The organism is Chitinophaga agri, assembly GCF_010093065.1.
GTDB classification, from domain to species: Bacteria; Bacteroidota; Bacteroidia; order Chitinophagales; family Chitinophagaceae; genus Chitinophaga; species Chitinophaga agri.
In genome coordinates, this window is the sequence record NZ_CP048113.1 from 2850670 (window position 1) to 2874839 (window position 24170).

The window sequence follows — 24170 nt, forward strand, 5'->3', positions numbered from 1 at the left end:
CCAAAATTAAGGACGCTGCTTGACATATTGAGAAATTAATTAGTAATTAATATTTATTAATTTCCTTCCTAATACAACAACTGTACCCATCTCGTCATAAACTCCAATACAGCAGGGTTTATTGTCTCATCCAGCGTGCCATATTCTTCAGGGGTACAGGTGTTACAACGCTGGAACAAATGGTTCAGATTGGGGAAGGCTCTTACCGTAACCAGTTCATTTCCACCCTTGACGAGTCCGTTCTCGATACCTTTCAGGTTAGAAGTGGCATCATTTACCACGTCTTCCTCCCCATTTATAGCCAGTACGGGACATTTAATTTTTGCCAGATAGGTGGCAGGGTCATATTGTAACAGGGACAATGCTTCGGGCTTCGTGTCCACTGCGTAGGTCGTTTCGATGAAATGCTGTTTGCCGGCTGTATTCGTCGCATCACCGAAATGATCGTAGATCATGCCCAGTTCTGTATAGGCTTTTTGCTGTCTCTCCGCAGGATTAGTGGTGAGTGCCAGTACGTTCAGGTAACGCTGGTAGCTGCTGACGTACCCTTTTACATAGGCTTCTTTTTCTCCATAGGCCAGCGCGGTTTGCACGAGGCGGCGGTTATAGGCTTCCCGGCCTTCCAGTCCGGGCGTTGCCATATTGATGATGAAGGCGATATTTGAATCAGCTGCGGCAACGATCTGTGCTACCACGCCTCCTTCCGCATATCCTAATAAACCGATAGCGTCCGTGTCTGCAAATTTATTCTTCCGCAACCAGCTAACCGCGGCTTTCGCGTCTTCTGCAAAATTGTAGATATTGGCAGAATCATATTTGCCGGTACTCTCAGCAGTCCCGCGATCGTCCAGTCTCAGGGTCGCAATACCATGTTTCACAAAATAGTCTGTCAGTACAGCGAATGGGCGATGGTCCAGCATTTCATTATCGCGGTTCTGCGGGCCCGCGCCTGATATCAGCACTATTACAGGGAATGGTCCTTTCACAGCCGGTTTGCTGAAGGTACCTGTGAGTAGTACCCTGTCCACCGGATTCACCATTTTTACTTCTTCCACATCGTATACCGGATTGGGAGAAGGGTCCTGGAAGCGAACGACACTGAGGTCTTTGACCGGCTCTCGGGAGAAGTTGATCGCTGTTTTATTACCTACCTGTTCAAAGTATCCTTCAAAGCGGCTACGGATACCATTCCAGTTGCCTGTATATTTTAAGCTGATACTCTTAATGCTAAAATTGAGATAGCCTTTGCTCAGATAGATCGTATCAAGTGCGATGCTGTCATATGCAACATCCGGACTTATCATTACCCCCATGAAACGGCCGCTCGTACGATGTTGCTGTACCTGCAGCTGTAAACGTTGTTTCTGTCCCTGTGGCGTAGTGAAGACACCATACCAGTTGCCGCCAATGTCCTGTGCAGTCACGGTTCCGGTTATACTGAGGCAAATGATGATCAGATATTTGAGCATGGTTTCAACTTTGTTGTTTATAAAATATCCTATTGGTGCTTTATGTGCGTGTCAGCATTGCTGGCATAAAAGCTGCGGAGCTAAAATGACAGGGGCTAAGCCTTTACGGCCAGCCCCTGGATAGTTAGTATTGATCGTAGAAAAAGTACTTATTTTTTGAGCAGCGCCAGTAACAAACATACCCAGCCTGCTATCAGGAATAAACCACCGATCGGGGTGATCACGCCTACCGATCTTGGTATACCTACTGTAGCGGTCATCTTCATCATGGTGAACAGATAAAGGGAACCGGAGAACAGTATAACCCCAATGATGAAGCAGCGGCCTGCCCACTCCAACAGATTAGATGCCTGCGGCAGGTGTGCGAACAGGATACCCACGGCCAGAAGTGCGAAGGTGTGATAAAACTGATAGGTAACGCCGGTCTGAAAGGTGGTTACTGACTCCGGTGGAACGAGTTCCTTCAGCTTATGTGCGCCGAATGCGCCCAGTGTTACGGCTAATGCGCCTAATATCGTTGCGATGATAAGAAATCCCTTATGCATTGATAGATGGATGTTTGTTTATGTATATGATTGATGTCCGTCCGCTGGCGGCACCTTTCTATGCCACCCGGTAGCTGCTGCTGTAGTATAATTGCACCTGTTATGACACGGTGGTATTGTCCGATGTATACCTGTACGCATAGTTACTGATGAACGCTGCGGATGCGTATAACAAAGGCCGGGTGAACTGTCTGACAGCGGCAGTACTTACTTCCACTCAGGCCTTGATATTATCAAGTCTTTGTGTGAAGGAATCGAGAGAGATCGTCTCTGATTCTGCAATGGTGATCTGGGCCTGTTCATAGAATGGGACACGTTCTGCAAGTTTCTTTTCTACGAAACCGAGCAGTTCATCGTCATCCAGGTCCTGGATCAGCGGGCGTTTAGACTTTTTACGCTTAAGACGTTCCACGATCAGGGACAGATTTGGGTTCAGCCAGATAGTGGTGCCGTTGTTGTTCATGATGTCCATATTATCCTGGAAGCAGGGAGCTCCGCCACCACAGGAGATAATGAAACTATCATTGCGGGATAATTCTTTCAGCCAGTAGTTTTCCTGCTGGCGGAAGTAGTCTTCTCCTTTAGTCGCAAAGATGTCGCTGATAGACATCGCTTCTGATTCAACGATCACGTCATCCAGATCATAGAAGGGTAATGACAGATGCTCCGCAAGCTGTTTTCCCCAGTAAGTCTTGCCGGCGCCCATAAAGCCGAGTAGGAAGATTTTCAAAATACCAGTTTTTAAAACTTTAATGTTCAGAAGCTGCGTTCTCTGCGGTGCCGGTCACTGTGAGCTCTTCAGACGCGTTCGTCCAGGTCAGGCACAGTCCGTCTTCCAACAGATATTGCAAATATAGCCGTGCATTTTTATCTGCTTTGTTAAAATTGCAGGTAAGAAAGCCACGGGGCTGAAAAATGAAAGGTGCAAGTTGCATATTTTCCTTAAAATCAACACTCCCGAGCCCGTACCATTTGTACACCGCCTCCTTGGCGCTCCAGCAGATGGTCTTGTGGGGCAGGGCATTCACCGGATCAATAAAGGCACTTTCCTCCGGCGACAAAAACTTATGTGAAACCGCCTCTATCTTAGGTTTTACCTCCTCAATATCAATACCTACCGCTCCTTCGCTACTGACAATAGCCGCGATATTATCTCCGCAGTGGGAGATGGAAAAATGCAGGGTATTACACTCCAGATAGGGCTTCCGGCTTTGCATGATCTGTATGCTGGATAGCGGGAACCCGGGAAATAATTCCTGCAGCAGATACCGTCCCGCAAAGTGCTGTAGGCGCTTATGGGGATGGTGTATGGCGGGAGAAATATTGACCTTCTCACGAAAAAACGCTTCGTCCTCTGCTATTCTCCACACACCCAGCCGGCATGCCGGGTTTATTTGTATGGTACGTATTAATGGCATATCTTGCCAAATTAATGCAAAAAGCTGAATGCAAAACGCATTTGGCCTGCATCTGCTAACTAACACAACAAAACTAATTACACCCGATCTATGATCCTGTCAGACAAAAGGATATTGGAGGAAATTGAAAAAGGCACTATTGTTATTTCGCCATATGACCGGAAATATCTCGGCACCAACTCTTATGACGTGCACCTGGGTAAATACCTGGCCACTTACAAGGACAGGATACTGGACGCCCGTGCCCATAACGAAATTGAACATTTTGAGATCCCTGAAGAAGGGTATGTGCTGCAGCCGGGCACACTGTACCTGGGCGTGACACTCGAATATACTGAAACCCATGCACATGTGCCTTTCCTGGAGGGTAAATCCAGCACCGGCCGCCTGGGTATTGACATCCATGCAACTGCCGGTAAAGGTGACGTAGGCTTCTGCAACACCTGGACCCTTGAAATATCCTGTGCACAGCCTGTACGCGTATATGCAGGCATGCCGATCGGACAGCTGATCTATTTTGTGGTGGAAGGAGACGTGGAAACGCTCTATAATAAGAAAGGAAATGCGAAATACAACGGCCGTACCATCAGACCTGTGGAAAGCATGATGTGGAAGAACCAGTTCTAAACGATTGTCAGTATAGTATCAGAAAATAATTAGCGAAAGGCCTTCCGGAAATATCCGGGAGGCCTTTCGCTTTAAGTTTATAATTGATTGTGATACAATTACACCAACCTATCTCTCCCGAACGCTCTTCTCTATTGGCATTGTACTCCCAACGCCTGCCGCAAGCGTCCCTACTTACCTTCCCACCGCATGCTACATACAAACTGCCAGCCTTTTTATCCCCTTCTGATACTGATACCAGCCGGTCACTTCAAGGGCACCAAAAGGGCACTTCAATATCCCGGGGATATTGAAGTGCCCTTTTGGTGCCCTTGAAGTGACCTTTTACTACCTTGTTAGTAAGCTTATCAGGCCCTCAATAACCCGGCATGTCCGTACACACAAAAGGGGTGTCTGCCAAAGACAGACACCCCCTGTTACGAATGAATTACTCAGGTATTATTTACTTCAGTGAGTTGATCCACGCAGCGATCTTCAGCCCATCAGCACGTGGTACCTGTGGCATTGGCGGCATTTCTGTCGCATAGTCAGGCCAGTTCTGTGGTTTAGGATTCGCCAGCAGTTTCAGGATCTGCTCACCAGTGTATTTTCTTTTCGCTACATCTGCGAAAGCAGGACCTACCTGGCGTTTGTTCGCCTGGTGACATGCATTACAGGTGTATTTTGCCAGCAGCGGCTTTACCTCTTCGTAGGTAGGTGCTTTTGCCGGTGTTGCAGCTGGTTTAGCAGCAGCGGTTGCTTTAGGATCTTTTGCAGCAGTCTTCGCTTTCTCAGCAGCGGCAGCAGCAGCTACCTTTGCAGAATTGAACGTGCTTGCCTGGCTTACAGGCAGCTTATCTCCTTCCGGCAGGTTGTGCAGGGTGTAGTAACCGGTCGGGTGGATCAGTGAATAAGAATTATCTTTTTCACGTACACCTTCCAGGGTGATGTTATGCACATAATCCAGACGCAGACTATCCACAATGATCCTTGCTTTCAGGCCATCCTCAGATACTTTCACACCTTTTACCGGACACTGTTTGATATCTACCATAGGGCTACCGTATACAGAATGGTATTTGTAAGTGAAGCTTTCTACGGAGTAAGACGCCAGGTCTTCAGCAGATTTCTTATTTACTGGTAATGTGAATTCGATCTCAAAACCATCCGGCATTGCCTTGATCGTCTTCATTTCGAAAGGCATTTTCTCGTTCCATACCAGGCGCTGTAAACCTTCGTTTGCCTCACCGGCAGAACCCCATCCACGGTTGGTTTCACCCACGAACAGGGTAGAACCGTCCTTAGACCAGGCCATACGCAGTACGCCTGACTGGAAACCATTACGCAGGTCGAAGGAAACACCCTGGTATTCACCTTTTATTTTCTCCATTACCACACGCATGATCTTACTCTGACCCTGATCGCCTACCAGCAACTGGCCTGCGAAAGGACCAAAAGAACCTTCTGGGATCTGTACGATCTCAGAGTTAGAGATACCCTGGATACCGTGCGGCAGCACTACTGCTGGCAAACGCAGCTCAGGGATCTTCTTTTTCACATCCATCAGCGTTACATAAGGTGCTGTGGTGCTATTCTCAGGTTTAGTGTAGTTACCGTTCGCATCTTTCGGACGACCTTCGTCTACCAGAGAGAAGAACTTTTCCTGTGTCAGTTTCAGCGGAGAGTTAGGCAGGTTGGTCCAGCGTAAACCAGCAGGGTGGCCTACGAAATCACCTTTCTTTACCTGCCATACACCACCCGAACCAAACCAGTCACCCTGGTTATCAGTGTAGAACATCTCACCGTTGATCATACCCAGACCGCAGGGAGAGCGGAAACCGGTAGCATATGGTTCCATACGGCCATCAGGGAAGATATGCATCATCCAGCCTCTGTATGGCACGCGGCTTTCACCACGCCACCATTCCTGGTTACCGAATGCCACGTTGCCAGATACGAAGAACGAGCCATCAGGCGCCAGTTTAGGACCGAAGCTATATTCATGGTAGTGACCGGACAATGGCCATGCGTATACGGTCTCATATACATCTGCCTTACCGTCCATGTTGGTATCTACCAGTTTGGTAAGCTCACCACGCTGCGCGCAATAGAAAGCACCATCTTTCCATACCAGGCCCAGTATCTCGTGCAGACCAGTAGCGAACTTACGGAAGTAAGGCTTACGGCTGGTCGGATTCTCCACTATATATACCTCACCACGACGGGTAGACACGCCTAAATCGCCATTCGGCAATACCGTCAGACCGCCCACTTCCAGCAGGGTTCCTTCCGGAGAAGTTACCTTGAGGATCTTGTAAAAATCTTCTTCTTTAGGCGTTTCCTGGGCACGAACCCCGGAAGTAACACCGGTTGCCGCAGCTAACAGCAGCGAATACAACGCGGTCTTTTTTATGAATGCCTTATAAATGTTTTTCATTTGTAATAGTCGAAAGGAATTAGAAAAGGATGGAATAGCTCAGTTTACTGCGTACAGGAATGATGAGTTCTTTCACGCCGGCGCCATCGCGGATGACAGGCTTTTCGCCACCGGCATCCTGCAGTTGCAGGTAGTAAGATTTTCCATCGATCACATACAGGTCCTTTGAAGGATTTTCTATGGACGCACCTTCCGCCAGTTTAGCATACAGTCCTTCTACAGGTGTAGCCACGGTCAGCTGACGGCTGATGCCACGACCTTCAGACAGTACACGCACCACATCAGATACAGCGGAACCATACACTTCATATTTGAAAGTAGGCAGGTCGCTGTCATCCAGTACGTATCCTTTAGGACGGAAAGATGAACCGGTGGTATCAGTCATCCAGGCTGTCTGCGGTGTAGCGAGTTTACCCAGCGTGAAGTATGACTTACCCAGGAACTGTACGGCACCACGCGGACGGGAGCAACCATTACCTCTTTCATGCCACATTGGGGTAGCATCCAGGAACTCACCACGCCATACCTGCGCGATCATTCCTTTATCCAGATCATAAGTGTAATGTACTTTTTCAGGAGAACCAACAGAGATACTGTGTACGATGCGATAGTTGTCTTTCACATCCATGAAGCTACGCAGCAAAGTGTTTACCGGCGCATCAACCAGGATCGGATCTGTTTGTCTGTCTCTGTCATTACCCTGATGGGCAACGCTCAGTTTATTGATGGTGAGATTGCGGAAAGCAACAGCACCATGGTCACCCTGTAAACGCAGCGGACCAGTAGCTTTTTCATCACCACCGCCGATAGCACCACGGGTAGGCCCCATCAGTTCCACGTTTTCCTGGATGGTAACACCATTCAGTTCTACAAGCAACATGCGTGCATTCGCGATCTTTTTACCGGCAGCATCAAAACGAGGCGCCTGGAAAGAGATCTTCATATGCTGCCACAAGCCTGGCGCACGGCTGGCATTTACACGGGGCGCATGACCATCATATCCCTGCTGACCATTAGGACGATTGTCATCCCAACGCTCATAGATACCACCGTTATCGCCTGCTTTAGGCACTTTGGTACCCCAGCTGTCCAGCAACTGGAGCTCATATCTGCCCTGCAGATAGATACCGGAATTGGAACCTGGCGCCATCATATAGTCCAGTTCAATATCAACATCGCCGTATTCTTCGTTGGAGAAAAGGTCTTTGCCAGGATGTTTTTTATCTGGCATGTTGAATAATACCCCTGTACCTGCAACAGCATCCAGTACATGTGGGTTGTCCAGTTTTGCGGAGGCGTCGCTGGTAATACTCCAACTCTGGCCGGGCTCGCGGAAAGCGGACAGGTCCTGCAATGGAAACTTGCCTGTCTGTGCGGCAGCTGGGTTGGCCAAAGCCATTCCAATACCAGAGAAACACAGGATTCCCATCAGAGACCGGCTTGCATGATTCTTCGATCTAAGTAACATAACGTTATTAATAAATTAAGTCAAAAGTGGAATAATAGAAAGTTGAGACCTTTTGACGTGGCGCTAATATATAGATTGTTTATTGGCAACACAAGCCAAAAGGCAAGAAAATGGGATGAACGGAAAGATTTAATAGCTGGAATATTTAACAGATTGTTAAGCTAAATCATATCTTCGCGCCTTCCAAGACGCTTGATACCACTAAATTACAACCAAAATAAAGCACAACCTCCATACGCTCAGTCATTACTGTTGTTTTTTCCTTACTCGTTGCCCATGTTTCCGCACAACAGCTCAGCGGGACTGTCTATGACAGAGAGAAAATACACGCTTCCAGGGCATCGTCCGGCGAATGAAAATAATAGTATCGTAGCCTTTTTTATCAGTGCGTCTTCCTTTGCAGGAACCGATCAGTTATGTCCGGATACACTCCCACCTTATGTGTACGCACCAGGTCTGGTGTGATGTCCTTCGCACTGGCGAGCTTCAAAGTGATCTTCTTAGACGGTTGCAAGGGCATATGACAGTCTACACAATTATCACTTAATAACACACCGTCAGGTGGCTTGAACGTACAACTATCATGTGCGATGCCATTTGCACTATGACAACTCATACAACGGCGGGAGAAAGTCGCCATATCATTTCTTTCACTGACATGCACATTATGACAAGAGGAACAATCCAGTTGTGCCGCCATTTTAAAACATTTACTGGCGGTAAGCAATCCATACTGATTGCCATGCACATCTAATCCACCAGCAGTATCCACATCATAATTAGGCACAGCATAGTCGTCCAGCTTTTGTCCAACGACAAACGAGAATGCAGGTTGCAGCTGCTTTCTCAGTCCGGAATGACACAAGGCGCAGGCATCAAGGCGCTGCTGTCTTGACAGGTTCCTGGTATTGATGATACTATGCGCGGTCTTATCATCCGGATGCTGCGTATGATAAGCTACATGGGCTGCGCCCGGGCCATGACATCGCTCACAGTCTATCCCATAGATAATAGATCTCTTATTGTAAGTGGTACTCCCATCTTTTCTTTCGCGGGCCTCCGCATAAGACGCATGGCATTCCAGACAGGTAGCAGGGATCTGTCTGTCAAAACGTATATAGTTTAGCGGATACCCAGGGCTGTTACACCAGTCGTCGGCGGGTGCGTAATAAGAAACGGGCAGTTGATATAAGCTATTCTTATTCCAGTAGAGATAAGTTTGTCCTTTTCTGCCGGAACCTATTACGATGCCAAACGCCTGTTGTTCAGTAGGAATGCCGTTCATGTAGGCCGTCTGCAAAAAATCGGCTTTCTTTTTCTCCAGTAGCACCACCATCCATTGATTATATACAAACTCATTTTTCCCATCAGCAAAACTTCCTTTGATATGGGCATCATCGGGCAAAGCGGAAGTAAAATGGTGAGCTGTGTGGCGGGTAGTATTAAAAATATCGCTATGACAGGACTTACAGGCTGCCGCCCCGGCAAAAGCAGCCGGCTCCTGATTCATAACAGGTGCATGCCAGGCTGCGCAGATAATACTGCCAGCCACTATGAATGAGAGGAGCAACAGGAGTACCAGACTTTTCATTGTTACGTATATCTTAGATAACAAAAAAAAGACCGGTAAAGTTATACCGGCCTTCTTTATTTTTAGCGTATCTGATACACTACCTCATGCGCTTCGGTCAGATCAGGCACCTCCAGCTTACCTATCAGTTTGTGCATAACAGGTACAGGCACGATAGCCTCTCTCCCACCGTTCTGACGGAATAGTTCCCTGAAGGGCACTTCGACATATACTACTGTCACGTGTGCATCGTATTGCAGGCAAAGCGCTATCAGCTGTTCACGCATCTGCTGAGTGGTGTTCGTCGCATTCCACACAAAAGGACGTTTGCTGCGCAGACACACCCTGGCCTGTTCTTTTGCAGCCTGCACCACTGTACCATTACCACTTTTATCAGTAGGACTGATCTTCATTTGTACGCGGATATCATCCAGCGAAATGATCTCCCACTCCGGCTGTTTAAAGTGCTTTTTTACGTATGTATCCTTACCGGCTCCCGGCAGTCCGCTCATGATCACCACCTTCACCGATGGCGGGTGATAAGGCACATAACCCGGCGCCACATCTTCCTTCGTTAAAAAATGCATACGGGCGTCTGCATTTTCAAATGGCCAGGTGGTTCCCCAGCACTGATGCTCTTTGCAGTATTCTTCGAAGCAGTCTATACGATAGAGCATCTCTTCTTTATCGGGTGCGATGCGTCCAATCATGTCGGCACGTGCCAGTAACGCCAGGTGTGCAGTATTGACCTGTATTGACGCATGGATGATTGTGCGTAGAGGATCCTGTCGTTCCAGTAACCACAGTGGCAGACTATGATACTTCACGAGTTTGGCGACCTGCTCCCGGATGTGAAAAGGTGTTTGTATCTCACTATAGAGTATATGCCGCACAGTCCCTTCGCCTTTGCGGGCATGACCAGCAGAGGTGATACGCCCATCGGCTTCTGTTATTGTTGTACTACGCTTTTCAACATCATGTAGTAAAGCGGCCGCCCAGAGTATTTCCTGATCCTGGGCAGATAAACTACTGTATGCCGGTTGCTGTTGTAAAGCATCCAGCACCATCTGTGTATGAATGGCCACATTGCCTTCTCCGTGATGAATAGGGTCCTGCGGCACATGCTGCATATCGCGGACCCAGTCATACTGTTGCTCCAGGTACGACCATGATCTGTTATTTGTGATTGTCCACATACTTACCTCCTTCATGTTGCAGGGCCGCTCTGCGCCAGTTGCGCGTCCAGTGTACGTCTGTCTTCACGTGCCCTTTACGTACATATTTAAATACGTTCTCCGCGAATGCAGCTACTGGGAATCCTGCGGCATTGCGTGTTACAAGTCCCTCCATTGTAACCGGCACACCGGTAGCAGCATCATGTGCGGCAAAGCTACCAGGGCCTTTCACAATAGATAGGATATCATGCTCAAAGTCTGCTTTATGCTGCGGGGCAGACAGTTGTTTAATAACAGGTACTGTTGGCAGATCGAGCATTGCTGCGTAAAAGCAGGTCTCTTCCCAGCTCAGCCAACAGCCATTTTCGCGTACGGCGAATACATAAAAATGATGATCCAGCTGTCTGTATTCAATAGAGTGTATCGCATACACGTTCTCCAGGAATATCTCCAGATCGCCCAGATCATGTTTTATAAGTTGCCAGTAACGGCGCAGACTTTCTGTCCAGGGAGATGTAGTTGGCGCTACATGCGAGCGGGCAAATACACCATAGCGGGACAGGCAATTATTTTCACCGTCCAGTTTTTCCGTGTGTATCAGCTGAGGTATTGCAGTGATACACTGCCAATAATCATGCTGAATACGATCATCGCTGGTAGTTCCGGGCGAGAACGGAAAATGATAGGTACGGCCATATTTTTCTGAGATAGCCATATCAGGGTTGTATTTAGTAAGAAAAAGAATTCACAGGCCAGTCCCGCAGGATGCAGGTGGCGTAGTAGGATTTAATATGCCTGTGATATTACATGACGCAAGGTTTGTCAGGTTTTGTTTTTAATTACGGCGCGAAGGTAGATAAAAATTACATTCCTACCGAAATAATCGTTTGCAAAATCACTGACTTACCATATATAACAATCCCTTCCATCAGCCTCCGGCACCTCTCGGCAAAAAGCCCTAAATTACAGATATGAGCAACTTACTATTCTTCAGTTTGCTGGCCGCGATACCAGCAATGATGTCATGTGGAGGTTCCTCCTCCCGTCAGCCGGCAAAGGACAGTACGGCCGCCGCTACAGATACCGTAGCACTATCGGCGGATTCCATTTTTAACATTGTGGAGGAACGAACCTTCCAGTACTTCTGGGATGGTGCAGAACCCAGCAGTGGTATGGCACGGGAGCGGTATCATGTCGATGGGGACTATCCGGAAAATGACATGAATGTTGTCACTTCGGGTGGTAGTGGGTTTGGTGTAATGGCTATACTGGCAGGTATTGAACGGGGATATGTCACCCGGGCAGCAGGACTGGAACGGCTGACCAGAATTGTTTCCTTCCTGGAAAAGGCGGATCGTTTTCATGGTGCATGGCCTCACTGGCTATATGGCGAGACCGGTAAAGTAAAACCTTTCGGACAAAAGGATAATGGCGGAGATCTGGTGGAAACCTCGTTTATGCTACAGGGACTTCTTTGTGTAAGACAATACTTCGCCAATGGCAATGAGGCAGAAAAAGCACTGGCCGCCCGCATCAATACACTGTGGAAAGATGTCGACTTCAACTGGTACAGAAATGGTAAAAACGTGCTGTACTGGCATTGGTCACCTAATTACCAATGGGAGATGAACTTTGCTGTAACCGGTTATAATGAATGTCTGATCATGTATGTACTGGCAGCTGCCTCTCCTACTCATGGTATTTCCGCGGATGTCTATCACAACGGTTGGGCCAGGCAGGGCGCTATCAGGGACAGCATTAACGCATATGGGCATACGTTAAAACTGTCGCACAACTTTGCCAAGGAGTACGGCGGACCATTATTCTGGTCACATTACTCGTACCTGGGGCTCGACCCGCATGGATTAAAAGATCGGTATGCGGATTACTGGGAAAATAATCTGAACCATGTACTGATCAACCGGGAATGGTGTATACAGAATCCGAAGCGGTATAAAGGTTATGGCCCCGATAGCTGGGGACTTACCGCCAGTTACTCTGTAAAAGGATATGCAGCACATGCACCCGGAGAAAAGAATGACCTGGGCGTCATTTCTCCTACAGCCGCCCTTTCTTCCATGCCCTATACACCCGAATATTCCAAACAGGCTATGGTACACTGGTACAATGACATGCGTGATAAACTCTTTGGTCCATATGGATTCTATGATGCATTCAGTGAGACGGACAACTGGTATCCGCAGCGATACCTCGCCATTGATCAGGGACCTATCGTCGTGATGATGGAGAACTATCGCAGCGGATTATTATGGAAACTGTTTATGAGTTGTCCTGAAGTACAGCAGGGCTTGAAGAAACTGGATTTTCAGAGCCCTTACCTGCAGTAACTTTCGGTGACAATATCCTTTGCCTTAGCTTCATAAATGGCTTTTCTATGATGAGGTGCAACAGGTAAGCCGCAAGTACACAATTGAGGATACAGATAAAAAAGGCAGGGGTACCGTCAGGATCAATACCTGTATTCCCCAGCGTCATCTGTGTGAGTTTAATCACGCCTTTGTGGGAAAGATAGATACCATAAGACAAAGTAGCAAGTGTAGTTGTAAAAGCGAGCTTTCGTTTATACAGAAAACTGCTTTCACTTACTGCACCTGCGACCATGGCACCATAGCCAATGGCCACCAGCGGAAATCCGAGAATGGAAGGAGCAAATGCAGCAGGTTCCTCACACAGGAACCATGCACCTGTTAATAATATCAACCCGATAAACAGTAGTTTATTACCCAGTGCAGTGATCTTTTGTTTCACAGCAGGCAGGAAAGCAAAGGCGGCTGCAATAGCCACCCCCGTAAGCAATCCATCAAGACGCGTGAATGTCGGATAGTATATCCATTTGTACCAGATCACCCAATAGTCATCTGCGTGCTGCGCAGGCACAGCGAATGTATACCAGCAAAACAGCCGTATGGCGAAACCCGCTGTAAAAAGTCCGCCTATCAGCCACGGACCAGCCCTCAATGCCTTCCAGCGTACAAGCATGATCAGTATGAGGGGCAGCAGGAAATAGAACTGCTCTTCTATACACAATGACCAGGCATGCGAGAAGGTACCCTTTTCCTTCAGATCCAGACCAAAATTCTGTGTAAAGGTGAGGAACTTCCACAATGGAGGCAGTGCTTCCTTTTCACGGAATAAGGGGATAAAAAAATACAGCGCCAATACTGTCAGGTAAGCAGGAATGATCCTGAAAAAACGCTTGAGGAAAAACTCCCTGAAGGAAAGTTCCTCCTGACGACTGATCTGTGCGAATAACTGAGAGGAGATCAGGAAACCACTCAGGACGAAGAACAGGTCAACGCCCGTCCAGCCGAAACCACCGATGGTATCGATCCAGTCAGGATGTTTAAATATACGGTAGTGATAAACGAATACAAAGGTGATCGCAAACGCGCGCAAATGGTCTAATCCGGCAAGATGTTTACCGGGTGCTGAGAGTTGTGACATGAAAGGAAGTGGCTGCAGATTTTGTGCGGCAGGTTATAAATTTAAGCACTTCTGTACATCTTTTACAACTCCTTTATGAATGGTCTTTTAATGGGCGCATGTGGTCTATGTACAGTAGGAATGTGGAAGAGAGTAACGGCATGCAATTTGTTTCTGTAACAGGGTATCCAAACAGGACAATATGAAACGGATAAAACTCCTTACAATGGTGCTGGGCTTATTAGTGGCAGCGGCTAGTTGTGTACCTCCTCGTGGTGGTCCTCCCCGTCCGCCAAGACCACCCAAACCACCAAGACCACCGCATGGCGCTGTGCAATTTAATATTCCGGACACTACGTTCCAGAGAGCCGTTATGGCCTGAGAAAATCAGGAATTAGGAATTTGTTAGCCCTACAGAATTTAAGTGGTCAACAGCTGGTATCCATCTTAACAGGAAAGACTGCTGGTATCATTTGGAGACGGTAGTTATAAAAAATTCCTAATTCCTGATTCCCAATTCTTATTTCCTGTTTCTTCCTTGTTGCTGCAGCTTCTTCAAGACAGCCTGCAGTTTCACCGGATCATTTACATAAGGGGACAGGTCAAATAATTCCACCTTTCTGAAATCTACAGGATGGCTTTCGCTTTGCAGAGAGATAGATCCTTCTTTTAATAACCGGCCTTCTGTGACCAGGGTCGGATCAGCATCTGCAACATTGCCACCACCGGTTTGCGGCTTATTGTATACGATCACGGTATCGCTGAACACGAAGTGTTTAATAACAGAATCACCGAGTACCAGTGCACCTGCTCTTACCCACTGCTCACCATGATAGGTTTTCGAGGTAGAGGAAATACAATGATCTTTGATCAGCTTTCCGTTCATCACCACATTGGTCCCGGGCGTACAGAGGTTAGCGGTAGAACGCGGGTCTTTACCGTTGCCACCTAACAATTGTTCCTCAAGAGAGATCGGGAAGTCCTGGTCTTTACCCATGCTGGCAGCTGACTGGCCATGCAGCATGATGCCACTATTGCGCGTAGCCCATCCTGGTCCGCCCTTCACCTGATCGCCCACGAAACGGTATTCCACCATCACTACATAGGCAGAAAAATTCTTGTTATAGAAGATATGACCATATTGCTCGTTAAAGTCGGCGTACTGGTCATAGCGTACTTTCAGCAACCCATCTTCCACCCGGAAGGTATTTCCATAGTTTTCGTTCAGGTTATGGCCTTTGATCTTGATATCCCAGCCAGTAAGGTCTTTACCATTAAAAAGCTGTATCCAACCGTTTTTTTTCGCCTTCTTTTGTGCCATTCCTGTAAGTGAGAGCAGCAGCAGCCCGCACGTGAATAGTTTTTTCATACGTCAGTAGTTTATCGCTTCAAGATAGGGAGTAAAATGGAAATATTACAGAACCAGACGCCTCTGTTGTATGTTATTATGCTTAGTGGTACCATGCGGTGTAGTGAGTTGGCATGTATTTAGGGTTACTCACTTCAAAGCATAGTTATGATCAGATTATTTACTACACTACTGTTTGCCCTGACGGCAACAGGCTTTATAGCCAGGGGGCAAACGGCCGACTGGCAGAAGCGCCTGAAACAGGAGATCAGGCAACTGGAAACTACTGCCGACTTTGACACCTGGCAGCAAGGAGCCGATAAGCTGGCTAAACTGGCCGGGGAGCATCCGGAGGAATGGTTGCTCCAATATTACACCGGGTGGGCCTATACACAGTCCTCTTTTAAGGCACCGGAAGGAAAGGCTGACCCCACCACCGAGAAAGCAGCGCCATTTGTAAAGAAAGCGCTGGAAATGCAGCCCAAAAACACGGAAACACTTACATTGATGGCGTACTGGCTATCTGCCCGTATCAATGCGAACAATTCCAGAGGCATATCCCTGGGAAAAGAAAGCCGTAATTATTCTGAACAGGCCATTGAAGCCGATAGCTCTAACCCTCGTGCTTACCTGATGAAGGGCTTGGTGATCTATCATACACCCGCCTTGTTTGGAGGCGGAAAAAAGAAGGCAGCTCCTGTGATGGAAGCGGCCGCACAGCGGTTTGCAGATTTCAAACCCAAGGATGAACTTGCCCCCAGGTGGGGTAGTGAGATCCTGAAAGAGGTGGAAGTAAGGATGAAATAAGACAACAAGACCGGCAACGCTCAGGTGAAATGGGCAATTTTATACGCAGTTCCACAATAGCCAAGCACTATAACTAATTGACTATAAATACTTTTCATTCAAGCAGGATTTTCGCATTATCTGATTAAAAACCCATTGTTTATGAGTACATACAAAAGTTTAAACGGACACGGCGAGCCCCGCGCTTCTATGCTCTACGAGCAGTCGAATGTCCTGAATGTAAGCAGGCAAGGGCGTATTGCGTCTATCGTCGGTGGTGCACTACTGACAAATTCAGCCATTAATAATGTGACCAAACATCCCATCAGAAGTCTGTTAAAGCTGGTAACCGGCGGTTACCTGCTCTACAGGGGAATATCAGGGAACTGTCCTATATCCGCCTATGCAGGAAGGCGGGCGGATGAGCGGCATACCAGTACTGTTAATGTGAGAGCGAAGTTCATCGTGGCCAAACCAAGGGATGAAGTGTATGGTTTCTGGAGAAGACTGGAAAACCTGCCTCATTTTATGCGGCACCTGGCGTCGATTACCGAGCATGACGATTATCATTCACACTGGGTGGTAAAAGGTCCCGGCGGCATTGGTACGCTGGAATGGGATGCGGAGATTATCAAGGATGAAGCAGGCGCATTGATCGGCTGGCGGTCTGCGCCAGGTTCCAATATAGCGACAGCGGGGAAGGTTACATTCTCTGACGCGCTGGGCGGTGGTACAGAAATAGAAGTGGTGATCGCCTACCGGCCACCGGCAGGTTATGTGGGTACCGGACTCGCCTGGCTGCTGAATGGCGCTTTTCACCGGATGGTAGAAAAAGATGTCATGCGGTTCAAACATTATGTGGAAACCGGAGAAATAACTGCCTAACTGGCCCAATATTTGAAAATTCTAAGTACACTTATTTGTTACACCTTAAAAAATCATAGTTATGAGCACTGCGAAAATTTTATGTGGAGCATTAGCTGGTGTCGCTGCAGGATTGGCTATCGGATTACTGACTGCTCCTGATAGCGGTGAAGAAACTAGAAGAAAGATCAGGAGATCCGCGCATCACCTGCAGGGCCGTGTTAAGAAAATATTAGGCAGAGGTGCAGACGGACTAACCGAGTTGAAGTATATTTTTGAACATGAAGTAACAGGCCTGAAAGATGACGTAAGAGAAAGGATACTGGCCTTACTGGATGAATCTATTGAGGCATTCAAAAGCTTCAAGAAAGACGCAAAAGAAGCAGCAGTTAACTGACAACGGATGACCAGCAATAAAAGAAAAGAGGCGGTGCAGCTATAAGCTTGTCACCGCCTCCTTTTTAATGGGTTAGTTAGTAGTTAGTATTATGATTTTTCAGACAGCAGGCTATCTACAAGGCTGTTGAACTCTTTCTTGAATGCCTCATAGTGTTCACCTGTACCAGGGCCGGAGAAGCCGGTGTGTACTTCTCTTACATTCCCTTTTCTGTCGATAAAGATAGTGGTCGGAAATCCTTTGATAGTGGTGATCTGTGGCAGGGTCTTCTCTGTTCTCTGTGGATCAGATACGGTTACACCAGTGATCAGCACGGGATAATTTACATCAAATCTCTTCAGGAAACCCTTCAGGGCTTTTTGTGATTTCTCAAAGTCAGTGGTCCGCTCGTAAGCCAGACCGATCACTTCTACGCCACGGGCTTTATTCTCTTTATACCAGTTTGACAGGAAGCCTGTTTCGTCCATACAGTTCGGACACCACGACCCCATGATCGTGATCACCACCACTTTATTTTCAAAGCGCTTATCCTTAAAACTTACTTTTTTACCATTGATATCCGGGAAAGTGAAGTCAGGACGTCCGCTGCCTTCTTTCGCAGAAGCCAGGGCCGTTGCATCCGGCAGGGCCGCTTTTTCGTCTTTCACAGCCGACCAGTGTTCCTTACCATCACCGATACCGGCATAGAAAACACCATTTTCCAGGCTGTTTTCTTTGACCAGGGCAGTGAAATAATAGGCATGAGAACCGTCAAAAGTAGACAGTTTCAGGGTATCGCCATCAACAATCCCTTCCAGGAAACGGTAATCACCGGTTGGTGTCAGAAACGTACCGTGTACGATATTCCCCTGTTGTTTAAACTCCCCCACTGCGAAGGAAGAATCGCTCTTACCAGGAGAAGTGAACCAGGTAGCATAACGACCGGTTACATTGCCTTTTGCAGGCGTATGTTGCTCAAAGCGTTGTTTTACATTATGTTCTGCCGAAAAAGGAATGCTCACGTCCCTGTCAGCCAGGTGACGGATCCAGCTACCTTCGATGCGACCTGCTTTAGTGAAAGCAGCTTTGAACTCGGAGTCAAAAAAAGGCATCTTTATAAAGAGGGAGTCTCCCTGGATCTTCACATCATCTACCAGCAGACGATCATTTGCGTTCAGCACATACACGAGTTTTTTACGCGCGCTGTCCTTTACTTCAAAGTTAAAAACGATGTCAGCACCGTCTTTCCTGTGCAGGCTAGCCTGCCATACACCCTTCTCCAGGTCCCATTTTTCAAGCTGTGTGCCGAAGATAAATGCCGGAAGGCATAATAAAAGCCAAAGTTTCTTCATATTGTTATTTACCTACTTATGTTAGTTTTCATTTATCCTACAATATTAGTAGAGTATGCGAAGATAACAAAAGTTTATTTTATCATTTTTTCAACCAGCTCAATTCTGCGGCCATCCATGTCTTTTACAACGGCAGCATAGCCCCATTCCGTACTGGCAGGCGCCTGTACAGTTTCTACCCCCATTTCTTCCAGGCATTGAAGTGTGGAATTGAGACTTTCCACTGTAAATCCCAGGCGTGTGGTGGTATCGGGTTCGGCGACGCTCTCAGGTAGTGGATAAATTTCAAATGTTAGTCCTTCCAATGTGCTGGCATAGTGATAGGGTCCTTTGCCATAGCGATGATGCTCAAATGTTATTCCCAAAGTGCTGTAGAATCTGAGCTGTTCTTCCGGCCGGTTAGTTTTAATAACTACCAGATTTAGTTGTATCATACTTCCTTGCTTCCTTTATTGACCTTCCCAAAGTAAAAAACATAATCAGGAAATGCAAGAGCGGGGTCAGGAATTAGAGAATTAGGAACGGGAAATCAGGAATTGGTTAGTCTGACAGGTATTAGTTGTCAGGCGCTTGTTGATGGTAACAAGCATATGGTTGTTATTCGTATTGAAGGTTTGATAAGGTGAAATTCCTGATTCGTAATTCGTAACTTAATAGTATGAAAAAGTACCGGTTAGCCTTTTCACTCATTGCCCGTATATCTCCGCGGATGGCTGCAAAGACGTTCCTTCATTTCTTCAGTAAACCACCGAAGAGAGCCTTCCGTCATTACCATCTGCAACTCAGGGAGGCAGCACAGGAAAACAATATACCACTGACGGCCTACGCTTTCAGTAAACAACAGATCAGTGTCAAAACCTATACATGGGGAAACAGCGGCAAAAAGATATTGCTGCTGCATGGCTGGGGAGGCAGCGCGCTGGACTTCGGGCACCTGGTTGATATACTGGTAGGAAACGGATACCAGGTTATTTCGTTTGATCAGCCGGCACATGGCTTCTCCACCGGAAAAAACAGTAACCTGATCCAGTGGATGCATGTGATCAGAGCCTTCCTGGAACAGCATCGGGATATCTATGGCATTATAGGACATTCCTTCGGCGGACTGGCCGCCACCCTTACATTGGCCAGGGAACAGGTACATATATCGAAACTCATCATCATGGCAGCATCGATATCAGCTCCGGCTATCTTCGATGATGCCTATGATCAGATGGGACTGAACAAGAAAGTAAGGAAGGTCATTCCGGGCATTGTACAGGAAACATTAAAGGATGATCTTTCTACGATGGATATGCATCAGCAGTTCAGGTCCGTAAAAACTGACGGCGTGCTGTTTATCTATGATGAAAATGACGAGATCATTCCACCAACGCAATCCGCCTTTTTCCTTCAGCAGCACCCGGAAGTTGAAGGATTTAAGATCAGGGGTGAAGGACACTACAGGATTATTAGAGACAAGCAGGTACTTAATAAAATAGTTGATTACCTTCATCAGTAATCATTAATCTTAATTCCTGCTGAACGTATGAAATTTTACACCGCCCTTACCTGTGCACTAGGGCTGGCCGCCTGTGGCCCTGACACAGTTATCGTCAATTTAAAACATCCCAAAAAGTTTTTTTAGTTTTCTGTCACGTTTTGATTTCCTGACCTGTCATATTACCGTAAACAGTCTTTTAACTATTTAAAAACGATAATAATGACACAGAGAATTGCCTATCAGGAAATGCCTAAAGAACTATGGGCGGGTCTGACAAAAATCGGCGCCTATCTGAAAACCTGCGACATCGATCAGCAGTTACTATCCCTGCTATATTACAGGGCTTCCCAGATCAACGGCTGTACTGCCTGCCTGGACATGCACGCCAAGGAATCCATACACCATGGAGACACTCACCAGCGCCTGCATGGGGTGATCGCCTGGAGAGAAACACCTTATTTCACAGATAAAGAACGCGCGGCCCTTGCATTCACGGAAGCACTGACCAATGTCAATCAGCAGGACATTGACGATGCTACTTTTGATGCACTGACCGAACATTTCACTACAGCAGAGATCACAACGCTCACCATGGCCATCGCTACTGTGAATACATACAACAGGATCAACAAAACATTCAGACCTGTTCCAGGCAATTACAAAGTGGGCGAATACGCATAAAAAAGACTATCTTATTTTAGCAACGATCAACCGCTATCACTATGTTGAAGGATTATCAATACACCCTGTTCCCATATGCATATAACATTCTCGGCTCGGCGGAGGATGCGAAAGACACCATACAGGACGTACTGTCCAATTACGTATCGTCCAACAGGGATGGTATAGAGAATGAAAAAGCGTACCTGATACGCAGTGTGATCAACCAGTCGATCAACGCAAAAAATAAGCGAAAAACAGTCAATTATGAAGACGTATGGTTGCCGGAACCGGTAGCTACAGAAGAGGCAGATCAATCGCTGCATCTGCGGGATATCGGTTCCTATACAATGCTTATACTGATGGAAGAACTCAATCCCAAAGAAAGGGCGGTATTTATACTGAAAGAAGGCTTTGGCTATTCACATGATGAAATAGCCGATGTGTTGTCCGGAACGGTGGAACAGTCCCGTAAACTGCTTAGCAGGGCGAAAGCTAAACTCGACCAGCGGAAACAGGGTGCACCACTGAGTAGCAGGACAGTATCATCCGCCTTGCTGGATCAGTATCTGCATGCCATACGAAAAGGAGATACGGAAAGACTGGAGAATATGTTATCAAAGGATATCGTCTTTTATGCCGACGGTGGTAAAAATCTCAACGTGGCGAAGAAGATCTGCACGGGCGTACAGGAAGTATCACAGTTCCTGGTACATGTCTACGACAAATATCAGCAAAAGTTCAGGTTTGAATTTACCATGATCAATCATCAGCCGGCGTTGTTGTTTTATCTGGGCGAAAAACTGTATGGCTGCCAGGTATTCACGATCTCTGCTGAAGATAACAGGATCACACAGATCTCTACAGTACTGGACCCGGAAAAATTAAAGAACCTGGCGAACTAGCACTATTATTACACACTCCTTCCGCTATGAATAACGAAGCCGTCTTATGCAACTATATCAGTTAATGATACAATCAGCATAAGACGGCTTTATGTAAGAGAATATCTGCCGCGTAATAGCCGTATGAAAGCGGTTAATATCTTGCACCAAAGAGCATACTGCCAATGCGCACCATGGTACTCCCCTCTTCCAGGGCGATCTTATAGTCACCGCTCATACCCACTGACAACTCAGTGAAAGCATCTGTATCTGCAAAGAAGCGTTGTTTCATTCCCTGCTGTAATGTGTGCAGGTGATGAAATTCATTCTTCACCTGCTGCATATCGTCTGTATTGGTAGCCATCCCCATTAATCCGGCGATCTGGATATGTGCGAAACGGTCTTTCTGCGCAGTGTAAGTTTCCAACAGTTGTTCCAGTTCTGTATCATCCAGACCGAATTTTGTTTCTTCGGCAGCGATATGTACCTGTAGCAAACAGCGGATCACCCGGTTATGCTTAGCGGCCTGTTTGCTGATCTCTTCCAGTAACTTCAGACTATCCACCGCATGCACCATACTGACAAACGGGGCGATATATTTTACTTTATTAGATTGCAAATGTCCTATAAAGTGCCATTCGATATCTGCGGGCAGCTGTGGTTGCTTATCCTGTAATTCCTGCACATAATTCTCTCCGAAGATACGCTGACCAGCATCATACAATGCCTGAATATCTGATACGGGCTTGATCTTGGAAACAGCTACCAGCTTTGCGTTATAAGGCTTCAGCTGTTCATTTATCTGCTGATATGCGGTTAAGTTGACTGACATGATGCAAAAGTATCGCAATCAGCCACGAATTACAAATCCGTTCCCGGCTGCCCCGGCCTTTCTATAAGCACACATCCCGGAAGCCATCGGCCCGGGATGCATATAAATTGTATGAGTGTAGTTGATTAACCTAAGATAGCCCTTCCGATAACAATACGTTGTACCTCGCTGGTACCTTCGTATATCTGTGTGATCTTGGCATCACGCATCAGGCGTTCTACATGGTATTCTTTTACATATCCATACCCACCATGTACCTGTACAGCTTCCGTAGTAACCCACATCGCCGTTTCTGATGAAAATACTTTTGCCATAGAGCCGCTCAGTGTATAGTCCAGGTGCAGGTCTTTGTCTCTCGCTGCTTTCAGGCATAATAGTCTGGAAGCTTCAATCCGGGTAGCCATATCGGCCAGCTTGAACTGAATAGCCTGATGCTGACTGATCTCTTTACCAAAAGCCTTTCTTTCCTTCGCATATTTAACGGCGAGTTCATATGCACCGCTGGCGATACCCAATGCCTGAGATGCGATACCGATACGGCCACCGGCCAGTGTTTTCATAGCAAATTTAAATCCGAAACCATCCTCTCCTATTCTGTTCTCCTTTGGCACTTTCACATCCTGGAACATGATGCTGTGCGTATCACTACCGCGGATACCCATTTTATTCTCTTTCGCGCCTACGGTCACCCCATGTGTGCTCTTCTCTACGATCAGGGCATTGATACCTTTGCTGCCTTTTTCGGGATAGGTCTGTGCGATCAGCAGGTATACGCTGGCGCTGTTACCATTAGTGATCCAGTTTTTAGTACCGTTCACCAGGTAATGATCGCCCTTATCTTCCGCCGTGGTACGCTGTGAGGTGGCATCAGAACCCGCTTCCGGCTCACTGAGCAGAAAGGCACCGGTGATCTCACCTTTTGCCAGGGGAACAAGGTATTTCTGTTTTTGTTCTTCCGTACCGAAAGTCTCCAGGCCCCAGCATACGAGTGAGTTATTCACACTCATACATACCGAGGCAGAAGCATCTATTTTGGAAATCTCTTCCATGGCCAGTACATAAGATACGGTATCGAGTCCCGCACCACCGTATTTCGGGTCTACCATCATGCCAAGGAAGCCAAGTTCACCCAGTTTCTTAATCTGTTCTGCGGGATAAATCTGTTTTTCGTCACGTTCTATTACGCCAGGGAGCAATTCATTTACGGCAAAATCGCGTGCCGCCTTTTGTATCATGAGGTGTTCTTCAGTAAGTTGAAAATCCATGGAATTTGTGTTTTACGGGTTTTATGACTTATCAGTCTTTCAAAGCTATTTTTTAATAGTCAGGTAAAAAAATACCGTCTTCAAAATTCATTGTTATCCATTATTCTATGCAAAAGATTAAAGATTTTTTGAAGATACAGCGTCCTTATTGCAATTGATTTAGCTTTTACCGCAAGTGGATATACGCC

At 46.9% G+C, this 24170-nt stretch carries 24 protein-coding genes; 9 read left to right on the forward strand and 15 right to left on the reverse strand.

From position 1 onward, the window contains the following. Positions 1–68 precede the first annotated feature (68 nt). From GWR21_RS11090 to GWR21_RS11105, 4 genes are all read right to left on the reverse strand, one after another. Complete coding sequence (locus GWR21_RS11090; RefSeq protein ID WP_162331812.1) at positions 69–1469, reverse strand: alpha/beta hydrolase family protein; 1401 nt, start codon at positions 1467–1469, stop codon at positions 69–71. A 149-nt stretch (positions 1470–1618) separates the two neighbouring features. Beyond that, complete coding sequence (locus GWR21_RS11095) at positions 1619–2014, reverse strand: DUF423 domain-containing protein (RefSeq protein ID WP_162331813.1); 396 nt, start codon at positions 2012–2014, stop codon at positions 1619–1621. A 217-nt stretch (positions 2015–2231) separates the two neighbouring features. Next, positions 2232–2744: a shikimate kinase gene (locus GWR21_RS11100; RefSeq protein WP_162331814.1), complete on the reverse strand. Its 513-nt coding sequence runs from the start codon at positions 2742–2744 to the stop codon at positions 2232–2234. 19 nt (positions 2745–2763) lie between these two features. Beyond that, a complete protein-coding gene (locus GWR21_RS11105; protein WP_162331815.1) occupies positions 2764–3432 on the reverse strand; it encodes a 4'-phosphopantetheinyl transferase family protein in 669 nt (222 codons plus the stop codon). A gap of 90 nt (positions 3433–3522) precedes the next feature. Here GWR21_RS11105 and dcd point away from each other — a divergent pair, with 90 nt between their 5' ends. Further along, positions 3523–4059, forward strand: coding sequence for a dCTP deaminase (gene dcd, locus GWR21_RS11110; RefSeq protein ID WP_162331816.1), 537 nt, complete (start codon positions 3523–3525; stop codon positions 4057–4059). Positions 4060–4501: 442 nt separating this feature from the next. Here the strand turns inward: dcd and GWR21_RS11115 are convergent, their stop codons facing one another. The 5 genes from GWR21_RS11115 to GWR21_RS11135 form a co-directional block, all read right to left on the reverse strand. After that, the gene (locus tag GWR21_RS11115; RefSeq protein ID WP_162331817.1) at positions 4502–6475 is read right to left on the reverse strand and encodes a c-type cytochrome; all 1974 of its coding nucleotides are present in this window, start codon (positions 6473–6475) and stop codon (positions 4502–4504) included. 19 nt (positions 6476–6494) lie between these two features. Next, positions 6495–7943, reverse strand: coding sequence for a 3-keto-disaccharide hydrolase (locus GWR21_RS11120; RefSeq protein WP_162331818.1), 1449 nt, complete (start codon positions 7941–7943; stop codon positions 6495–6497). A gap of 382 nt (positions 7944–8325) precedes the next feature. Further along, complete coding sequence (locus GWR21_RS11125; protein ID WP_162331819.1) at positions 8326–9534, reverse strand: multiheme c-type cytochrome; 1209 nt, start codon at positions 9532–9534, stop codon at positions 8326–8328. Between the two features lie 62 nt (positions 9535–9596). Continuing rightward, positions 9597–10709 carry an AAA family ATPase gene (locus GWR21_RS11130; RefSeq protein WP_162331820.1) on the reverse strand — a complete coding sequence of 371 codons (1113 nt, stop codon included), beginning with the start codon at positions 10707–10709 and terminating at the stop codon, positions 9597–9599. Beyond that, positions 10690–11403: an RNA ligase family protein gene (locus tag GWR21_RS11135; RefSeq protein ID WP_162331821.1), complete on the reverse strand. Its 714-nt coding sequence runs from the start codon at positions 11401–11403 to the stop codon at positions 10690–10692. The genes GWR21_RS11130 and GWR21_RS11135 overlap by 20 nt, the downstream gene beginning before the upstream one ends. Before the next feature lie 256 nt (positions 11404–11659). On the opposite strand from GWR21_RS11135, the gene GWR21_RS11140 reads away from it, so the two are divergent. Then, a complete protein-coding gene (locus tag GWR21_RS11140) occupies positions 11660–13036 on the forward strand; it encodes a glucoamylase family protein (protein WP_162331822.1) in 1377 nt (458 codons plus the stop codon). Here the strand turns inward: GWR21_RS11140 and GWR21_RS11145 are convergent. Continuing rightward, positions 12969–14153: an acyltransferase family protein gene (locus tag GWR21_RS11145; RefSeq protein ID WP_162331823.1), complete on the reverse strand. Its 1185-nt coding sequence runs from the start codon at positions 14151–14153 to the stop codon at positions 12969–12971. The two genes, GWR21_RS11140 and GWR21_RS11145, sit on opposite strands and share 68 nt — an antisense overlap. 181 nt (positions 14154–14334) lie before the next feature. On the opposite strand from GWR21_RS11145, the gene GWR21_RS11150 reads away from it, so the two are divergent. After that, entirely contained in the window at positions 14335–14514 is a 180-nt protein-coding gene (locus GWR21_RS11150) for a hypothetical protein (protein ID WP_162331824.1), read from the forward strand. 138 nt (positions 14515–14652) lie between these two features. Here GWR21_RS11150 and GWR21_RS11155 read toward each other — a convergent pair whose 3' ends face one another. Continuing rightward, on the reverse strand, positions 14653–15501 hold the full coding sequence (locus tag GWR21_RS11155) for a 3-keto-disaccharide hydrolase (protein ID WP_162331825.1): 849 nt from the start codon (positions 15499–15501) through the stop codon (positions 14653–14655). 147 nt (positions 15502–15648) lie between these two features. Between GWR21_RS11155 and GWR21_RS11160 the strand changes: the two genes are divergently transcribed. The 3 genes from GWR21_RS11160 (at position 15649) to GWR21_RS11170 (ending at position 17527) form a co-directional block, all read left to right on the forward strand. Beyond that, positions 15649–16287, forward strand: a complete 639-nt coding sequence (locus tag GWR21_RS11160; RefSeq protein ID WP_162331826.1) for a hypothetical protein — start codon at positions 15649–15651, stop codon at positions 16285–16287. A 141-nt stretch (positions 16288–16428) separates the two neighbouring features. Further along, positions 16429–17151 carry an SRPBCC family protein gene (locus GWR21_RS11165; RefSeq protein ID WP_162331827.1) on the forward strand — a complete coding sequence of 241 codons (723 nt, stop codon included), beginning with the start codon at positions 16429–16431 and terminating at the stop codon, positions 17149–17151. A 61-nt stretch (positions 17152–17212) separates the two neighbouring features. Then, positions 17213–17527 (forward strand): YtxH domain-containing protein, encoded by a 315-nt coding sequence (locus GWR21_RS11170; protein ID WP_162331828.1) that lies wholly within the window; start codon positions 17213–17215, stop codon positions 17525–17527. A gap of 89 nt (positions 17528–17616) precedes the next feature. On the opposite strand, the gene GWR21_RS11175 is transcribed toward GWR21_RS11170, so the two are convergent. Together GWR21_RS11175 and GWR21_RS11180 are read right to left on the reverse strand one after the other, a co-directional pair. Next, entirely contained in the window at positions 17617–18858 is a 1242-nt protein-coding gene (locus GWR21_RS11175) for a TlpA disulfide reductase family protein (RefSeq protein ID WP_162331829.1), read from the reverse strand. Between the two features lie 74 nt (positions 18859–18932). After that, a complete protein-coding gene (locus tag GWR21_RS11180; protein WP_162331830.1) occupies positions 18933–19292 on the reverse strand; it encodes a VOC family protein in 360 nt (119 codons plus the stop codon). 224 nt (positions 19293–19516) lie between these two features. Here GWR21_RS11180 and GWR21_RS11185 point away from each other — a divergent pair, with 224 nt between their 5' ends. The 3 genes from GWR21_RS11185 (at position 19517) to GWR21_RS11195 (ending at position 21906) form a co-directional block, all read left to right on the forward strand. Then, positions 19517–20359, forward strand: a complete 843-nt coding sequence (locus GWR21_RS11185; protein WP_162331831.1) for an alpha/beta fold hydrolase — start codon at positions 19517–19519, stop codon at positions 20357–20359. A gap of 201 nt (positions 20360–20560) precedes the next feature. Next, entirely contained in the window at positions 20561–21022 is a 462-nt protein-coding gene (locus tag GWR21_RS11190) for a carboxymuconolactone decarboxylase family protein (RefSeq protein ID WP_162331832.1), read from the forward strand. 41 nt (positions 21023–21063) lie between these two features. Beyond that, positions 21064–21906 carry a sigma-70 family RNA polymerase sigma factor gene (locus GWR21_RS11195; RefSeq protein ID WP_162331833.1) on the forward strand — a complete coding sequence of 281 codons (843 nt, stop codon included), beginning with the start codon at positions 21064–21066 and terminating at the stop codon, positions 21904–21906. A 133-nt stretch (positions 21907–22039) separates the two neighbouring features. On the opposite strand, the gene GWR21_RS11200 is transcribed toward GWR21_RS11195, so the two are convergent. Both GWR21_RS11200 and GWR21_RS11205 read right to left on the reverse strand, forming a co-directional pair. Beyond that, positions 22040–22717: a YggS family pyridoxal phosphate-dependent enzyme gene (locus tag GWR21_RS11200; RefSeq protein ID WP_162331834.1), complete on the reverse strand. Its 678-nt coding sequence runs from the start codon at positions 22715–22717 to the stop codon at positions 22040–22042. Between the two features lie 125 nt (positions 22718–22842). Next, complete coding sequence (locus GWR21_RS11205) at positions 22843–23982, reverse strand: acyl-CoA dehydrogenase (RefSeq protein WP_162331835.1); 1140 nt, start codon at positions 23980–23982, stop codon at positions 22843–22845. Between the last annotated feature and the right edge of the window lie 188 nt (positions 23983–24170).

What these genes read in the sequence shown, in the direction of transcription:
- GWR21_RS11090 (WP_162331812.1), bottom strand. Translation starts at nt 1,469, where the DNA reads ATGCTCAAATATCTGATCATCATTTGCCTCAGTATAACCGGAACCGTG.
- GWR21_RS11095 (WP_162331813.1), bottom strand. Translation starts at nt 2,014, where the DNA reads ATGCATAAGGGATTTCTTATCATCGCAACGATATTAGGCGCATTAGCC.
- GWR21_RS11105 (WP_162331815.1), bottom strand. Translation starts at nt 3,432, where the DNA reads ATGCCATTAATACGTACCATACAAATAAACCCGGCATGCCGGCTGGGT.
- dcd (WP_162331816.1), top strand. Translation starts at nt 3,523, where the DNA reads ATGATCCTGTCAGACAAAAGGATATTGGAGGAAATTGAAAAAGGCACT.
- GWR21_RS11115 (WP_162331817.1), bottom strand. Translation starts at nt 6,475, where the DNA reads ATGAAAAACATTTATAAGGCATTCATAAAAAAGACCGCGTTGTATTCG.
- GWR21_RS11120 (WP_162331818.1), bottom strand. Translation starts at nt 7,943, where the DNA reads ATGTTACTTAGATCGAAGAATCATGCAAGCCGGTCTCTGATGGGAATC.
- GWR21_RS11125 (WP_162331819.1), bottom strand. Translation starts at nt 9,534, where the DNA reads ATGAAAAGTCTGGTACTCCTGTTGCTCCTCTCATTCATAGTGGCTGGC.
- GWR21_RS11130 (WP_162331820.1), bottom strand. Translation starts at nt 10,709, where the DNA reads ATGTGGACAATCACAAATAACAGATCATGGTCGTACCTGGAGCAACAG.
- GWR21_RS11135 (WP_162331821.1), bottom strand. Translation starts at nt 11,403, where the DNA reads ATGGCTATCTCAGAAAAATATGGCCGTACCTATCATTTTCCGTTCTCG.
- GWR21_RS11140 (WP_162331822.1), top strand. Translation starts at nt 11,660, where the DNA reads ATGAGCAACTTACTATTCTTCAGTTTGCTGGCCGCGATACCAGCAATG.
- GWR21_RS11145 (WP_162331823.1), bottom strand. Translation starts at nt 14,153, where the DNA reads ATGTCACAACTCTCAGCACCCGGTAAACATCTTGCCGGATTAGACCAT.
- GWR21_RS11150 (WP_162331824.1), top strand. Translation starts at nt 14,335, where the DNA reads ATGAAACGGATAAAACTCCTTACAATGGTGCTGGGCTTATTAGTGGCA.
- GWR21_RS11155 (WP_162331825.1), bottom strand. Translation starts at nt 15,501, where the DNA reads ATGAAAAAACTATTCACGTGCGGGCTGCTGCTGCTCTCACTTACAGGA.
- GWR21_RS11160 (WP_162331826.1), top strand. Translation starts at nt 15,649, where the DNA reads ATGATCAGATTATTTACTACACTACTGTTTGCCCTGACGGCAACAGGC.
- GWR21_RS11165 (WP_162331827.1), top strand. Translation starts at nt 16,429, where the DNA reads ATGAGTACATACAAAAGTTTAAACGGACACGGCGAGCCCCGCGCTTCT.
- GWR21_RS11170 (WP_162331828.1), top strand. Translation starts at nt 17,213, where the DNA reads ATGAGCACTGCGAAAATTTTATGTGGAGCATTAGCTGGTGTCGCTGCA.
- GWR21_RS11175 (WP_162331829.1), bottom strand. Translation starts at nt 18,858, where the DNA reads ATGAAGAAACTTTGGCTTTTATTATGCCTTCCGGCATTTATCTTCGGC.
- GWR21_RS11180 (WP_162331830.1), bottom strand. Translation starts at nt 19,292, where the DNA reads ATGATACAACTAAATCTGGTAGTTATTAAAACTAACCGGCCGGAAGAA.
- GWR21_RS11185 (WP_162331831.1), top strand. Translation starts at nt 19,517, where the DNA reads ATGAAAAAGTACCGGTTAGCCTTTTCACTCATTGCCCGTATATCTCCG.
- GWR21_RS11190 (WP_162331832.1), top strand. Translation starts at nt 20,561, where the DNA reads ATGACACAGAGAATTGCCTATCAGGAAATGCCTAAAGAACTATGGGCG.
- GWR21_RS11195 (WP_162331833.1), top strand. Translation starts at nt 21,064, where the DNA reads ATGTTGAAGGATTATCAATACACCCTGTTCCCATATGCATATAACATT.
- GWR21_RS11200 (WP_162331834.1), bottom strand. Translation starts at nt 22,717, where the DNA reads ATGTCAGTCAACTTAACCGCATATCAGCAGATAAATGAACAGCTGAAG.
- GWR21_RS11205 (WP_162331835.1), bottom strand. Translation starts at nt 23,982, where the DNA reads ATGGATTTTCAACTTACTGAAGAACACCTCATGATACAAAAGGCGGCA.